Origin of the sequence: Actinotalea sp. (genome assembly GCF_035443605.1) — a bacterium.
In the GTDB taxonomy this organism is placed as follows: Bacteria; Actinomycetota; Actinomycetes; order Actinomycetales; family Cellulomonadaceae; genus Actinotalea.
This window is the reverse complement of the sequence record NZ_DAORSQ010000071.1, coordinates 1-14,202: the sequence shown is the minus strand read 5'-3', so window position 1 is coordinate 14,202 and position 14,202 is coordinate 1. Positions and strand designations below refer to the sequence as shown.

The 14,202-nt window shown below is 75.4% G+C and carries 14 protein-coding genes; 12 read left to right on the top strand and 2 right to left on the bottom strand.

The genetic code is table 11. The annotated features are described in order from the left end of the window. The 4 genes from PKY62_RS09130 to PKY62_RS09115 all read left to right on the top strand — a co-directional run. Positions 1-518 (top strand): Hsp70 family protein (locus tag PKY62_RS09130; protein ID WP_324536398.1); only part of this gene is annotated, 518 nt, incomplete at its 5' end. Continuing rightward, positions 515-1,138, top strand: a complete 624-nt coding sequence (gene grpE / locus PKY62_RS09125) for a nucleotide exchange factor GrpE (RefSeq protein ID WP_324536397.1) — start codon at positions 515-517, stop codon at positions 1,136-1,138. The genes PKY62_RS09130 and grpE, both read left to right, overlap by 4 nt. Positions 1,139-1,220: 82 nt before the next feature. Continuing rightward, complete coding sequence (locus tag PKY62_RS09120) at positions 1,221-2,243, top strand: DnaJ C-terminal domain-containing protein (protein ID WP_324536396.1); 1,023 nt, start codon at positions 1,221-1,223, stop codon at positions 2,241-2,243. Between the two features lie 67 nt (positions 2,244-2,310). Next, positions 2,311-2,721 (top strand): heat shock protein transcriptional repressor HspR, encoded by a 411-nt coding sequence (locus PKY62_RS09115; RefSeq protein ID WP_324536395.1) that lies wholly within the window; start codon positions 2,311-2,313, stop codon positions 2,719-2,721. 37 nt (positions 2,722-2,758) lie between these two features. Here PKY62_RS09115 and PKY62_RS09110 read toward each other — a convergent pair whose 3' ends face one another. Next, a complete protein-coding gene (locus PKY62_RS09110; RefSeq protein WP_324536394.1) occupies positions 2,759-3,526 on the bottom strand; it encodes a hypothetical protein in 768 nt (255 codons plus the stop codon). Between the two features lie 181 nt (positions 3,527-3,707). Here PKY62_RS09110 and PKY62_RS09105 point away from each other — a divergent pair, with 181 nt between their 5' ends. The 8 genes from PKY62_RS09105 to PKY62_RS09070 all read left to right on the top strand — a co-directional run bounded on the left by PKY62_RS09105 (position 3,708) and on the right by PKY62_RS09070 (position 13,541). Then, positions 3,708-7,748: a sigma-70 family RNA polymerase sigma factor gene (locus PKY62_RS09105; RefSeq protein ID WP_324536393.1), complete on the top strand. Its 4,041-nt coding sequence runs from the start codon at positions 3,708-3,710 to the stop codon at positions 7,746-7,748. A gap of 105 nt (positions 7,749-7,853) precedes the next feature. Next, entirely contained in the window at positions 7,854-8,396 is a 543-nt protein-coding gene (idi, locus tag PKY62_RS09100) for an isopentenyl-diphosphate Delta-isomerase (RefSeq protein WP_324536392.1), read from the top strand. After that, complete coding sequence (locus tag PKY62_RS09095; protein ID WP_324536391.1) at positions 8,393-9,502, top strand: polyprenyl synthetase family protein; 1,110 nt, start codon at positions 8,393-8,395, stop codon at positions 9,500-9,502. The genes idi and PKY62_RS09095 overlap by 4 nt, the downstream gene beginning before the upstream one ends. Continuing rightward, positions 9,487-10,383, top strand: coding sequence for a phytoene/squalene synthase family protein (locus tag PKY62_RS09090; protein ID WP_324536390.1), 897 nt, complete (start codon positions 9,487-9,489; stop codon positions 10,381-10,383). The genes PKY62_RS09095 and PKY62_RS09090 overlap by 16 nt, the downstream gene beginning before the upstream one ends. Then, entirely contained in the window at positions 10,383-11,993 is a 1,611-nt protein-coding gene (crtI, locus tag PKY62_RS09085; protein ID WP_324536389.1) for a phytoene desaturase family protein, read from the top strand. Before PKY62_RS09090 ends, crtI begins: the two co-directional genes overlap by 1 nt. Next, positions 11,990-12,322 carry a lycopene cyclase domain-containing protein gene (locus PKY62_RS09080; RefSeq protein ID WP_324536388.1) on the top strand — a complete coding sequence of 111 codons (333 nt, stop codon included), beginning with the start codon at positions 11,990-11,992 and terminating at the stop codon, positions 12,320-12,322. The genes crtI and PKY62_RS09080 overlap by 4 nt, the downstream gene beginning before the upstream one ends. Next, the gene (locus PKY62_RS09075) at positions 12,319-12,654 is read left to right on the top strand and encodes a lycopene cyclase domain-containing protein (RefSeq protein WP_324536387.1); all 336 of its coding nucleotides are present in this window, start codon (positions 12,319-12,321) and stop codon (positions 12,652-12,654) included. Before PKY62_RS09080 ends, PKY62_RS09075 begins: the two co-directional genes overlap by 4 nt. Then, positions 12,651-13,541 carry a prenyltransferase gene (locus PKY62_RS09070; RefSeq protein ID WP_324536386.1) on the top strand — a complete coding sequence of 297 codons (891 nt, stop codon included), beginning with the start codon at positions 12,651-12,653 and terminating at the stop codon, positions 13,539-13,541. The genes PKY62_RS09075 and PKY62_RS09070 overlap by 4 nt, the downstream gene beginning before the upstream one ends. 435 nt (positions 13,542-13,976) lie before the next feature. Here the strand turns inward: PKY62_RS09070 and PKY62_RS09065 are convergent. Further along, positions 13,977-14,202, bottom strand: a 226-nt coding sequence (locus PKY62_RS09065; protein WP_324536385.1) for a uracil phosphoribosyltransferase, incomplete at its 5' end; no start/stop codon positions are given.

Below are 14,202 nucleotides of genomic sequence, written 5' to 3'. Positions count from 1 at the left end.
GCGTGCCGCAGATCGAGGTCACCTTCGACATCGACGCCAACGGCATCGTGCACGTGTCGGCCAAGGACCGCGCCACCAACAAGGAGCAGTCGATGACGATCACCGGCGGCTCCGCGCTGCCGAAGGACGAGATCGACCGCATGGTCAAGGAGGCCGAGGCGCACGCCGCCGAGGACAAGGCGCGCCGCGAGGAGGCCGAGGTCCGCAACCAGGCGGAGAACCTCGCCTACTCGACGGACAAGGTCCTGGCCGACAACGGCGACAAGGTGCCGGACGACGTCAAGACCGAGGTCACGGCCGCCGTCGGCGAGCTGCGCACCGCCCTGGCCGGCGAGGACATCGAGGCGGTCAAGGCCAAGCACGCGGCCCTGAGCACCATCAGCCAGAAGATCGGCGAGGCCATCTACGCCGCCGACCAGTCAGCGGCCGAGGCCCCGGCCGACGCGCCGACGCCCGAGCAGGCCTCGGACGACGACGTCGTGGACGCCGAGATCGTGGACGAGGACGAGTCCAAGTGACCGACGAGACCACCGGGACGGGTGGGGGAGACGAGCTCGACCCCACCCGCCCGCGGTTCACGGACAAGCGGCGGGTGGACCCCGAGACCGGGGCCGTCCGCGAGCCGGCTGCCGCGCCGGAGGCCGCCCCCCACGCCGCACCGCACGTCGACCACGCCGCGCTGGGCGCCGCCCCGGAGCTCGTCGAGCTCGAGGCGGCCCAGGCGGTCGCCGCCGAGCGGCTGGACGACCTGCAGCGGCTGCAGGCCGAGTACGTCAACTACCGCAAGCGCGTGGAGCGGGACCGTCTGGTCGCCCGCGACCAGACGGTGTACGCGGTCGTCGAGTCCCTGCTCGGCGTGCTCGACGACGTCGACCTGGCGCGGCAGCACGGCGAGCTGGCCGACGGCCCGTTCGCCGCGATCGCGGACAAGCTCGAGGCGGCGCTCGGCCGGTTCGGCTGGGAGCGCTACGGCGCCGTGGGCGAGCCGTTCGACCCCAACCACCACGAGGCACTCATGCACGCGCTGTCGCCGGACGTCGACCAGGCGACGGTCATGCAGGTGCTCCAGCCCGGTCACCGGGTCGGCGAGCGCATCGTCCGCGCCGCGCGGGTCGCGGTCGCGGAGCCGGGGGAGTGAACGGCGCGGTCCTGGTCCGGATCGGGGCGCGCGACGCCCGGACCAGGACCAGGACCCCGGGGACGCGGGGAGGGAGCTGGCGATGACCGGTCAGGACTGGTTCGAGAAGGACTTCTACGCCACCCTCGGCGTGCCCAAGAACGCCGACGCGGCCGCCATCAAGAAGGCGTACCGCAAGCAGGCGCGGCACCTGCACCCGGACCACAACCCGGGCGACGACGCGGCCGAGGCGAAGTTCAAGGACGTCGGCGAGGCCTACGCGGTGCTGTCCGACAAGGAGCAGCGCCAGCAGTACGACGCCGTGCGCGCGATGGCGGGCGGCGGGGCGCGGTTCTCCGCCGGCGGTGCCGGTGGCGCGGGCGGCGCCGGGTTCGAGGACCTCTTCGGCGGGCTGTTCGGGGCCGGCGGCGGCCAGCGCCAGCAGCGCTACACGACGCAGGGCAACGCGGGGTTCGAGGACATCCTCAGCGGGATGTTCGCGGGCGGCGCCGGCGCCGCGATGCCGGGCGGCGGTGCGGGGTTCCGCGGCGGACGTCGGGCCCAGCGCGGTGCCGACCTCGAGGCCTCGACACGGCTGCCCTTCCGGCAGGCCGTGACCGGCTCGACCGTGACGCTCCAGGTCGACGGCCGCAAGGTCACCGCGCGCATCCCGGCCGGGGTGCGCGACGGTCAGAAGATCCGCCTGCGCGGCAAGGGCCGGCCCGGCGAGGGCGGCGCGCCAGCGGGTGACCTCGTCATCACGGTCGGGGTCGAGCCGCACCCGGTGTTCGCCATCGACGGGCGCGACCTGCGGGTCACGCTTCCGGTGACGTTCGCCGAGGCCGCCCTCGGCGCCCAGGTGGACGTGCCGACGCTCGACGGCGCCACGGTGCGGGTCAAGGTGCCCGAGGGCACGCCGTCGGGCCGCACGCTGCGCGTGCGCGGCCGCGGGGTCACGGCGGGCACGGGCGAGGCGGGGCTCCCGGCGGGCGACCTGCTCGTCACCATCCAGGTGGCCGTTCCGCAGCGGCTGTCCGACGACGCGCGGGCGGCGGTCGAGGCCTTCGCCGCTGCGACCGCGGACGCGGACGTCCGGGCGGACCTGCGCGCGCGCGCCACCACGTAGCGAGACCGGCGGCGCACGCCGCCGGGCCGCGTCGGCATGCGCGGTCGGACCAGGGTCAGGAGGACGGATGTACGACGCACCGGTCTTCGTCATCTCGGTGGCGGCCGAGCTCGCCGGCATGCACCCGCAGACCCTGCGCCAGTACGACCGGCTCGGTCTGGTCTCGCCCGGCCGCGCGCCGGGCCGGGGCCGGCGCTACTCCCTCAAGGACGTCGCGACGCTGCGCGAGATCCAGCGGCTCAGCCAGGACGAGGGGATCAACCTCGCGGGCATCAAGCGGATCCTGCACCTCGAGGAGCGCGTGGAGCGGCTCGAGCAGCAGGTCGAGGTGCTGCGGACCTTCGCCGACCCGGGCAGCCGCGTGTTCGCGGCGGGACCGCAGGGTGAGGTCGTCGCGGTCCCCCGAGGCCACCGCCCGGCGCGGGTCACGTCGTCGGGCGCCCTGGTCGTCTGGCGCCCCGCCCCGCCCCGCGACTGAACCCCCGCCCCGACCCGATGGCGCGGGCCGAGGGCGCCTAGCGGCGCAGGTGGTTGAGCAGGTCGACCGCGCGGTCGTGGGTCTCGGGCAGCGGCTCGATCCAGATGCGCGGCGGGGTCCGCATGAGGTCGGTGATCTGCAGCGCGACGGCGTGCTCGTTGACCTCGTCGCGCATGCGGCGGACGGTCTCGCCGAGGTCCCAGTCCCGCGCCACGAGCACGGCGAACGCGCCGCCGCCCAGCGCGGCCATGGGGTGACCCGGCACCATCGCCGCGGTCAGCGCGCGGCCCATCGCGGCCGAGCGGGCCATCCGGCGCCAGGGCGCGAGCTCCTCCGCGGCGACGTCGACGAGCACGAGGCAGTGCGTGGCGAAGGCGTGGTGCGCGTGCTTGCGGGCCGCGCCGTAGGTCTCGCCGAGGCGGACCGCGAGGTAGTCGAGCGTCGGCAGGCCGGACTCGGGGTCGATGCAGGCCGCCTGCACGGGCGCGGCGTCGACGGCGCTGGCCCAGCCCTCGCACAGGGCGCGCAGCGCGTCCAGGCCGGGCTCGGTGTCGATGAGGCGGTACAGCACGGCGACGTCGTCCAGCGTCTCGGCGATGCCGACGCCGGCCGCGCCGCGCACCGCGCCGAGACGGGCAGCGGCGGCTGCGGGGTCCGCGCCGCAGACCAGGGCCTCGGTGAGCGCGTCCACGGCGGGGTGGTACCAGTCGCCGGGTCGCAGCCACACGGACTCGACCGTCTGGGTGCGCCACAGGTCGCGCAGCGCGGGGGCCGAGCTCGGGGTCAGCAGGTCGGTGGTCGTCATGCCGGATGAGAGGGCCCGCCTACCACCTGATGACGCGGGTTCTGGGTCCGACATGGCCGTAGCGAGGTTTCTCACCCGGTGAGCCCACGCACCGTGCTCATCTCCCATGAGAACCTTTCCGATGGAGAGGTGTACGCCCGCACGGGCGTGCCGCCGCCGCGCACCGGGAGGGAGGGTCGGCTTGAGCATCGGGAGTGCCTGGGACCTGTCGAGCGACGCCGAGCTCATCACCGCGGTCCGCAGCGGTGAGGCGGCGGCCTTCGGCGTGCTCTACGAGCGTCACGCTGGTGCCGCCCGGACCGTCGCGAGGCAGTACACGAACTCCGCCGCCGACGCCGAGGATGCGGTCGCGGAGGCGTTCAGCCGGGTGTTCTCCGCCGTGCAGGGCGGTGGTGGGCCCGACGTCGCCTTCCGCGCCTACCTCTTCACGGTGCTGCGGCGCGTCGCGCTCGAGCGCGTGGAGGCGGGCCGGCGCGCCCAGCCCACCGACGACATCGGGACGTTCGAGACCTCCCTCGGCGCGGCGGAGTCCACCGAGGAGCCCACGATGGCGGGCTTCGAGCGGGGGGTCGTCTCGCAGGCCTACTCCTCGCTGCCCGAGCGGTGGCAGGCCGTGCTCTGGTACACGGAGGTCGAGGGGCTCTCCGCCCAGGAGATCGCTCCCGTCCTCGGCCTGACGGCCAACGGCGTCGCCGCCCTTGCCTACCGCGCGCGCGAGGGCCTGCGCCAGGCCTACCTCCAGCAGCACCTCGCCGCGCCGTCGAGCGAGGCGTGCACGCTGGTCAACAGCAAGCTGGGCTCGTACGTCCGCGGCGGGCTCGCCAAGCGTGAGACCGCGCTCGTCGAGTCCCACCTCGACGAGTGCGGCACCTGCCGCGCCCTCGTGCTCGAGCTCGGTGACGTCAACCACGGCATGCGCGTGGTCATCGCGCCGCTGGTGCTCGGTGCCGCCGTCGTCGGCCTGCTCCAGGGCGTCGGGTTCGGTGGGGCGATCGCCGCCGCCGGCCACGGTGTGGGTGCCATGGGCGTCGGCGCCCTCGGCGGGTCCTCCGCCGGTGCCGGCTCTGGCGCAGGTGCTGGCTCTGGCGCAGGTGCCGGCGCGGGTGCCGCGACCGGAGCGGGCGCCGGCGCGGCCGGCGCCTCGGGGGTGCTGACGGGTGTCGGCGCCGCCTCCGGGATCGCGGCCGTCGCCGCGGGCGCCGCCGTGCTCGTCGGCGGTGCGCCCGCAGCCCCGGCGGCCGCGGCCACCGGCTCCGCGGGCTCCGGCGCCGCCGCGGGCGGCGGTGCGGGTGCGGTGACGGCCGGCACGTCCGTCGGCGTCGCGGGCGGTGCCGGCGGCGCGGCCTCGGGCGGCCTGCTCGCCCTGATCGCCTCCGCCCCGCTCGCCGTCATCGGCGCGGCCGCAGCGGTGACCGTCGCCGCGGTCGCGGTGGGTGTGGCCGGTGTGCTCGGCGCCTTCACGACCCAGGACGACCAGCAGGCCCCTCCGGCCGCGGTCGAGGAGACCGAGGCGCCGCAGACCGAGACCGCGACCGAGCCCCTCGACGAGGCGACGCCCACGGACCCGGCCGACCCCGGCACGGCGCCCGGTGCACCGGGCGGTGAGACCGACGGCCCCGCGGACGCACCCGAGGTCGCCGACGGCCCGACGACGCCCGTGGACCGCACGCCGACCGTGGTGCCCGTGACGGACCCGGCCAACCTCGTGCTCGACCCGATCTCCCCCGTGACGTTCGTCGCGGGTGTCCGCGAGCAGGTCGACGTCACGGTCGCGAACGCGGGCGGCGCCGCGGCTCAGGTCTCCACGCTCTTCACGTTCGACCCCGGCGTCGACTGGGACGTCCAGGCCATCGCCGGGGTCCCGGGCGGCGGCGGCGGCGCGGCCGTGCCCACCGCGGCGCCCACAGCCTGGACCTGCACGCGGGTCAGCGCGACCACCGCGCAGTGCGCCCTGCCGGGCCTGGCCGCCCGGTCGCGCAGCACGCTGCACGCCTCGGTGCTCGTCGACGACGCCGCCCTCGACGGCGAGCGCGACCTCGGCGTGCGGATCTCCACGTGGGCCCCCGGTCAGGCCGCCGCCACCAGCACGTCCCTGACGGCACGGCTCGCGTCGGCGCCGGCCAAGGTCGCCACCGGGCCGCTGACGCCGCTCGTGCTGCAGGCGGTCGCCGCCGCACCCACCTCCGTCGCCCTGACCGTGCCCGTGAGCAACACCGGCGGGACCACGCAGCGCGACGTGCACGTGCTCGTCGACCTGCCGGCTGACCTGCCGGCCGGTCTCACCCTGACCCCGCGGGCAGCCGGGGGCTGGAGCTGCTCCGCGGCAAGCCCCGGGACCCTGGACTGCGTCGTGGCGGCGCTGGCCCCGCGCAGCGCCCGGCCGCTGGTGCTCGACGTCACCGCCCCGGCGCTGGACCTGACCGACGGTGCCCCGTTCGTCGACGTCGACGTCACCACGGACCTGGGCGTCCGGGTCCCCGCTGCGGCGGCCACCACGTCCGTCACCCTGTCGGTGCGCTCGGTCGCCGGCGCCCTGAGCGCGGGGCTGCCCGCCGGGACCACCCTGCAGCGGCGCGAGCCCCGGGTCGTCACGCTCGACGTCACCAACACCGGTGGCACGTCGGTCGGCGGCCTCGAGGCGCAGGTCGCGCTGCCCGCGGGCGTGTTCCCCGTCGAGCTCGGTCTGCCGACGGCGTGGACCTGCACGGCTCCCCCTGGCAGCAACGTCGTCGTGACGTGCACGCTCGCGGACGCCCTGGCTCCGGGCGCCTCGGCCCCGCTGCTCCTGGCGATCCAGGCCAACGGCCAGACCGAAGGCGTCGTCACCGCGACCGTCCGCTCGGCCGGCCTGTCGGCCGAGGCGGCGACCACGCTCGACGTCATCGCCTCCGACCTGACGTTCTCGCGCGCCGTCACAGCGGATCTCGTCCAGGACGCGTCGGGCACGCTCTCCTTCGCCGTGAGCAACGGCGGCACGGCGGCCGCCCGTGACGTCGTCGCGCGCGTCACCCTGCCGGCCACGGTCGCGTTCGACGCGCTCGACCGCGCCGGCCAGGCCGTCGGCTGGACGTGCGAGCGCGTGACGGACCAGGTCGCGCTGTGCCGGCTGGCGTCGCTCGACCCGGGCGCCTCCGCCTCGCTCGTGCTGCCGGCGACGGCCTCCGCCGCGACGGCCCAGCGCGTCGTCGTCGAGGTCACCTCGGCGCAGGACGCCGCCGTCCTCACCTCGACCGCGACCCTGAGGATCGCCTCCGCCGGTCTGAGCCCGCGCGGCAGCTGGTCGGCCGACGCGACGCTGGGCTACCGCGCCACCGAGATCGGCGCGCCGCTCCTGGCGTGCGACCAGACGGATGCCGGCTGCCGCACGGCGATGGCCAACCTCGGCGGCACGTCGTCCAACAACAGCTTCGCGATGGTGCCGCTCACGGACGCGGCCGGCGCGCCGCTCGCCTCGGCCGCGACGCTCGAGCTGCCCGCCGGCGCCGAGGTCACCTTCGCCGGGCTGTACTGGTCCGCCAACCGCTACGCCGGGGGTCCGGTCGCCGACACCTGGACGGGCGGCGACCAGGCCCTCGCCGTCGGCTCCCCCACCTCCGTGTCCCTGACGGCCCCCGGCACCCCCGCGGCGCCGGTCGACGGCGCCGTGATCGCGCTGGTCACCGATGACGTCAGCCGTGAGTACTACCAGGCCTTCGCCGACGTGACCGACCAGGTCGCCGACGGTGGCGCGGGAGCCTGGTCGGTGGACGGAGCGGTGCGGTCGGCGACCCGGCTCAACGGGACCCCGACGTACTACGCGGGCTGGTCGCTCGTGGTCGTCTACGCGCTGCCCGGCCTGCACCAGGACGTCTCGGTGTACGACGGCGGTGCCTGGATCGCCTCCAACGCCTCCACCACGTTCGCCTTCGAGGCGCCGGCGAGCAGCCTGGCGCGCATCGGGGTGGTCGCCTGGGAGGGCGACCGCAACGGCTCCGGCGGCGGTGACCGGCTCACGCTCAACGGCGCCGCGCTGACCCCGGTGCGCTGGGACGGCACCGACGGCCTGGTCAACGACGCGTTCACCTCGACGGCCGTGGGCTCCGCCTACGCCAACGCCCTGGGGATGGACGCCAAGGCGTTCCGCCCGGCCGCGCTGGCCGAGGGGCTCAACCGCCTGGCGGCCTCGACCACGGGAGACCAGTACCTCATCGGTGCGGTCACCGTGACGACGGCGCCGCGGTAGCCGGACCGCCGCGGGCGCCGACCACGGCGCGCCGTCCGGGGCGACACCCTGCCCCGCTTCGCCTATCCTCAGCATGCTGAGTTTCGGTGAGACCTGGAGGCGACGATGGCGGGTGCCGAGCTGGTGGTGCTGCTGACCGAGGACGGCACGCCCTGCGGCGTGGCGAACAAGGCCACCGTGCACACCGCCGACACGCCCCTGCACCTCGCGTTCTCCTGCCACGTGCTCGACGACGCGGGCCACGTGCTGGTCACGCGCCGCGCGCTGGGCAAGGCCGCCTGGCCGGGGGTGTGGACCAACAGCGTGTGCGGCCACCCCGCGCCCGGCGAGGCGGGGGACGACGCCGTGCGCCGACGCGCCCGCCAGGAGCTGGGCGTCGAGCTGACCGACCTCACGCTGGTGCTGCCGGACTTCCGCTACCGCGCCGTGGACGCCTCGGGCGTCGTCGAGAACGAGATCTGCCCCGTGTGGACGGCGCGCCTGGCGCCCGGCTCCACGCTGGCCCCCGACCCAGACGAGGTCATGGACCATGCCTGGGTGGACCCCGCCGCCCTGGGTCGCGCGGTCGCCGCCGCGCCGTGGGGGCTGAGCCCCTGGCTGGTCCAGTCCGCCCCCGACCTCGTGCTGCTCTCCGGCGGCGAGCCGTGAGCCCGCTCGCCGTGGTCCTCGCGCCCGACATCGAGGCGCAGGTCAACCGGGTGCTCGACGGCGCGCTCGAGTGCGCGTCGCTGCGCTCGGCGTCCTTCGGCCCCCAGTACGGCCTGCTCTGGGCCGAGATCGCACGCAGCGTTCGCGGCGGCAAGCGGTTCCGCTCCGCGATCGTCATCGGTGCGCACACGGCGCTGGGCAACCCGTACCCGCAGGCGGCCGTGAGCATCGCGGCGGGTTTCGAGCTGCTGCACACGGCGTTCCTCATCCACGACGACCTCATCGACGGCGACACCATGCGCCGCGGCCGGCCCAACCTCGCCGAGACGATGCGCGCCGACGCGATCGCCCGTGGGCACGACGCTGCCCGCGCCGACCGCTGGGCCGCAGCGGCAGCAGTGCTGGCCGGGGACCTCGCGCTGGGGCAGGCCCACCGGCTGGTCGCCACCGAGGCCGCACCGCCGCACGCGCGCGCCGCGCTCATGGACCTGCTCGACGAGACGCTGCTGGTGTCCGCGGGCGGGGAGCTCGCGGACACCGCCTACGGCCTCGGCCTGCACGCGCCCACGCTGGAGGAGTCGATGCGCGTCGCCGAGTCCAAGACGGCGATGTACTCGTTCCGCGCACCGCTCCAGGCCGGCGCGATCCTCGCGGGCGCGTCCCCCGCCGTGCTGGCGGAGCTCGACGACCACGGACGCCTGCTCGGCCGCGCGTTCCAGCTCGTCGACGACCTGCTCGGGGTGTTCGCCCCGGAGTCGGAGACCGGCAAGAGCAACATCAGCGACCTGCGCGAGGGCAAGCGGACCCCGCTCATGCTGCACGCGCGCGACATGCCGGTGTGGGACGAGCTCGCCGACCACCTCGGCCGCCCCGACCTCGACGAGGCGACGGCCGCGCGCATGCGGCGCGCGCTGGCCCGGTCCGTCGCCCCCGGGCTGGTCCAGCGGGCCGTCCTTGCCGAGATCGACGAGGTCACGCGCCGCCTCGACGCGGGCCGCCTGCCTGCCGGGCTGGTGCCCGTGGTCGGCGCCGTCACCGACCAGATCCGGCGCGCCCTCGCGGACGTCAGCCGCCACATCGAGGAGGCCCGGTGGCTGGTCGTCTGAGGGCGCGCGCCGTCGACACCGACCGGCTCGCGCTGTACGACGAGGTCGCCCAGCAGGCGGCCGACGCGCTCATCGCCAGGTACTCGACGAGCTTCGGCCTGGCCACGCGCCTGCTGCCGGCGGCCCAGCGCGCGCACATCCGCACGGTCTACGCGCTGGTGCGGCTCGCCGACGAGGTCGTGGACGGTGCCAGCGTCGCGGCGGGGGCCGGCACCCAGGCCCGGCGACTGCTCGACGACCTCGAGGCCCAGACCGAGGCGGCGATGGCCAGCGGGTACTCGACCAACGTCCTCGTGCACGCCTTCGCCGCGACCGCGCGGCACGTCGGGTTCGGCACCGAGCTCACCGCGCCGCTCTTCGCCGCGATGCGGATGGACCTCGACGTCACGGAGCACGACGAGGCCTCGCTGCGCCGTTACGTCTACGGCTCGGCCGAGGTGATCGGCCTCATGTGCCTGCGGGTCTTCCTGCTCGACGAGCCCGCTGCCCGGCGCCAGGCGCGCTACGAGGAGCTGGCGCCGGGGGCGCAGGGCCTCGGGGCGGCGTTCCAGAAGGTCAACTTCCTGCGGGACCTCGCGGAGGACTACGAGACACTCGGGCGCCGGTACCTTGACGTCGACCCCGCACACCTCACCGAGGAGGCCAAGGCCGCCGTGCTCGCCGACATCGCCGCCGACCTGCACGTCGCCGCCCTCGCGCTGCCCCGGCTGCCCGCCCCGGCCCGTCGCGCCGTCGGCGTCGCCTACGCCCTGTTCGCCGAGCTCGCCGCGCGGCTCGCCGCCACGCCGGCCGACGAGGTGCTGCGCACCCGGGTGCGTGTGCCCGGTCCCGTCAAGGCCCGGCTCGCCGCGCGGGCGCTGCTGCGCGGGGGCGGTGCCTGATGCCCACCGCCGTCGTCGTCGGGGCGGGGATCGCCGGGCTGGCCACGGCCGCCCTGCTGTCCCGCGAGGGGTTCGCCGTCACCGTCCTGGAGGCGAGGGACGACGTCGGCGGCCGCGCGTCCTCGTTCACGCTGGACGGCTTCCGGTTCGACCTGGGCCCGTCGTGGTACCTCATGCCCGAGGTCTTCGAGCACTTCTTCGCGCTCATGGGCACCAGCGCAGCCGAGGAGCTCGACCTCGTGCGGCTCGACCCGGCGTACCGGGTCTACTACGAGAACGCCGACCCCCTGGACCTGCGCTCGGACCTCGAGGACAGCGTCGCGCTCTTCGAGCGGGTGGAGCCCGGTGCCGGCGAGCGGCTGCGGGCGTACCTCGCCTCGGCGTCGGACACCTACACGATGGCCGTGCGGCACTTCCTCTACACGACCTTCGCCTCGCTGGTGCCGCTGGTCAACCGCGACGTGCTGACGCGCACGCCTCGGCTCGGCCGGCTGCTCACCCAGTCCCTCCAGGGCCGCATCGAGGCGACGGTCACCGACACGCGGCTGCGCCAGGTGCTCGGCTACCCTGCCGTCTTCCTCGGCTCCGCCCCGGCGCTGACGCCGAGCATGTACCACCTCATGAGCCACCTCGACCTCGTCGACGGGGTGCTCTACCCCCAGGGCGGGTTCGGCACGCTCATCGACGCGGTGCGCCGGGTCGCCGAGAAGGCCGGCGCGAGCGTGGTGACGGGTGCGGACGTCACCGCGATCCTCACCGAGCCGTCACCCGGCAGGGGCCGGCCGGGCGGGCGCAGCGCACGCGCCACCGGCGTGCGCTACCGCACCGCGGCGGTCGGGGACGGCGGCGGGGGTGCCGAGCGCACGCTCGACGCGGACCTCGTGGTCTCGACGGCCGACCTGTTCCACACCGAGCAGCACCTGCTGCCAGCCGGTCTGCGCTCGCGGACGCCCCGCTGGTGGAGCCGGCAGGTACCCGGCCCCAGCACGGTCATGGTGTACCTCGGCGTGCGCGGCGCGCTGCCGCAGCTGGCGCACCACTCGCTGTTCTTCGCCGAGGCGTGGAACGAGACGTTCGACCACATCTTCGCCCCGCTCACCGGCGCGCCGCCCGCGCCGATGCCGGACCCGACCTCCGTCTACCTCAGCCGGATCACGGCCACCGACCCGTCCGCCGCGCCGGCGGGCCACGAGAACCTCGTCATCCTCGTGCCCGTGCCGGCGGACGTGCGCGCCGGCCGTGGCGGGCTCGACGGCGCCGGGGACGCGTGGGTGGAGCAGGTCGCCGACCGCGCCATCGCGCAGATCGCCGCATGGGCCGACGTGCCCGACCTCGCCGAGCGCATCGTCGTGCGCCGCACCGTCGGCCCGGCCGACTGGGCGGACGACCTGCGCGCGTGGCGCGGCACCGCCCTGGGCCCCGCGCACACGTTGCGGCAGAGTGCGCTCTTCCGCGCGGACAACACGGCCCACAAGGTCGACGGGCTGCTCTACGCCGGCGGGTCGGTGACCCCGGGGATCGGGCTGCCGATGTGCCTCATCAGCGCGGAGCTCGTGGTCAAGCGGCTGCGCGGGGACACGTCGACGGGACCGCTGGGCGAGGTCGGATGAGCCTGGCCTACGGGGCCGCGCTGATCGTGTCGCTCGCCGGCATGCTGGCCCTCGACCTGCGCCACCGGCTGCTGCTGGCTGGCGGGCTGGTGCGCGGCGCCGCCGTGCTCGCCGGCGGTGTCGCCTTCTTCGTGGTGTGGGACCTCGTGGGGATCGGGGCCGGGGTCTTCTTCCGCGGGCAGACGCCGTACATGTCCGGGCTGCTCGTGGCACGGGAGCTGCCGGTCGAGGAGCTGTTGTTCCTCACCTTCCTGAGCTACCTCACGATGAACCTCTACCTCGCTTCCGCGCGGTGGTTCGTGGCGCGCCGGGAGCGAGGTCCGCGATGACCTACGTGCTCGTGTCGCTGCCGTTCGTGCTGCTCGCGGCCCTCGCGCTGGTGCCGGCCCGGCGCCGCGTGGTCCCACGCGCCCTGCTCGCCGCGCTCGTCGCGTTGTGGGTGCTCACGGCGGTGTTCGACAACCTCATGATCTCCGCCGGCCTGGTCGACTACGCGGCAGAGCACATCTCCGGCCTGCGCGTGGGGGTGGCCCCGCTGGAGGACTTCACCTATCCGCTGGCGGGCGTGCTGCTGCTGCCCGCGCTGTGGCACCTGCTCGGCGGGCGCGTCGGGTCGCCCCGGCCGGCCGCCTCCGGTGGCGCCCCCGAGGAGGACGCATGACCGAGCCCCGGTCCACGTCGGCAGGCGGCGTGCTCCGCTCCCTCGTGACGGCCTCCCGGCCGCTGAGCTGGGTCAACACGGCCTACCCGTTCGCCGCCGCGTACCTGCTGGCCTCGGACGGCGTCGACGCCCGGCTCGTCGTGGGGACGCTCTTCTTCCTCATCCCCTACAACCTGCTGATGTACGGGATCAACGACGTCTTCGACTACGAGTCGGACCTGCGCAACCCGCGCAAGGGCGGCGTCGAGGGCGCGCTGCTGGACCGTCGCGTGCACCGCACCACGCTGCTCGCCTCGACCCTGCTGCCGGTCCCGTTCGTCGCCTACCTCGTGGCGGTCGGGTCGGCCACGGCCGCGCTGGTGCTCGCCGGGTCGCTGTTCGCCGTGGTGGCGTACTCGGCGCCGGGACTGCGGTTCAAGGAGCGGCCGGTGCTCGACTCGATGACGTCGAGCACCCACTTCGTCTCCCCGGCGCTCTACGGGCTGGTGCTGGCGGGCGCGCCGATCGGGCGCACGGCGTGGCTGGCGCTCGCCGCGTTCTTCCTGTGGGGGATGGCCAGCCAGGCGTTCGGCGCGGTGCAGGACGTCGTCGCGGACCGCGCGGGCGGCATCGCCTCCGTCGCCACGGTGCTGGGCGCCGCGACCACGGCGCGGCTGAGCATCGTCCTGTGGCTGGCGGGCGGCACGCTGCTGCTCGCGACCCCGTGGCCGGGGCCGCTGGCCGCCCCGCTGGTGCTGCCGTACGTCGCGCTGGCCTGGCCCTACCGCTCGGTGCCCGACGACGACGCAGCGCGCGCCAACCGGGGCTGGCGGCAGTTCCTCGTGGCGAACTACGCGGTGGGCTTCGCCGTGACGATGCTGCTCATCGTGGTGGTCCGGAGCCGGTAGCCGGGGGTGCGCTGCCGTCGGGGGTGCACAGCCGTCGGGGGTGCACTGCCGTGGGGGTGCACTGCCGGATCACGGAGGTCTCCCGTCACGCGACCCGGCAGTGCTCGTCCTGAACCAGCATCCCCCGAGCGGACCAGGACGATCCCATGACGGACCGCGGGGGCGCAGGGAGCCACGGGGCCCCGGTCGGTGAGCCCCCCAGCCCGCGAGCGCGTCCACCGCGGCCCGTGTTCCGTCGGAGCCCGGACGCACCGCCAGAGGCGGAGCGGTGCGTCACATGGCTTCCGACGGAAGTCAACACCTCAGTGTGACCGTTCGGAGGTCAGGGACCAAGGGGAAGGGCGCCTGGTCTCGCATCGTGGACGCCTGGACGCCTGGGCGGCCGGGGGCCGGGGGACCGGGCCCGGCGGGGGTGCCGAGGGGCGCCCGGGTGGCTCAGACCAGGCCGTAGAGGCGGTCGCCAGCGTCGCCCAGGCCGGGGACGATGTAGGCCTTCTCGTTGAGCCGCTCGTCGACGGAGGCGACCACCACGGTGACGTCGGCCCGGTCGCCGACGTGCTGCTCGACCACCGCGAGGCCCTCGGGGGCCGCGATGAGGCAGATGCACGTCACGTCGCGCGCGCCGCGCTCGAAGAGGTAGTCGATCGCCGCGACGAGCGTG

Excerpts from the sequence above, each read along its gene's own strand:
- PKY62_RS09120 (WP_324536396.1), top strand. The coding sequence starts at position 1,221 with ATGACCGGTCAGGACTGGTTCGAGAAGGACTTCTACGCCACCCTCGGC.
- PKY62_RS09115 (WP_324536395.1), top strand. The coding sequence starts at position 2,311 with ATGTACGACGCACCGGTCTTCGTCATCTCGGTGGCGGCCGAGCTCGCC.
- PKY62_RS09110 (WP_324536394.1), bottom strand. The coding sequence starts at position 3,526 with ATGACGACCACCGACCTGCTGACCCCGAGCTCGGCCCCCGCGCTGCGC.
- idi (WP_324536392.1), top strand. The coding sequence starts at position 7,854 with ATGGCGGGTGCCGAGCTGGTGGTGCTGCTGACCGAGGACGGCACGCCC.
- crtI (WP_324536389.1), top strand. The coding sequence starts at position 10,383 with ATGCCCACCGCCGTCGTCGTCGGGGCGGGGATCGCCGGGCTGGCCACG.
- PKY62_RS09080 (WP_324536388.1), top strand. The coding sequence starts at position 11,990 with ATGAGCCTGGCCTACGGGGCCGCGCTGATCGTGTCGCTCGCCGGCATG.
- PKY62_RS09075 (WP_324536387.1), top strand. The coding sequence starts at position 12,319 with ATGACCTACGTGCTCGTGTCGCTGCCGTTCGTGCTGCTCGCGGCCCTC.
- PKY62_RS09070 (WP_324536386.1), top strand. The coding sequence starts at position 12,651 with ATGACCGAGCCCCGGTCCACGTCGGCAGGCGGCGTGCTCCGCTCCCTC.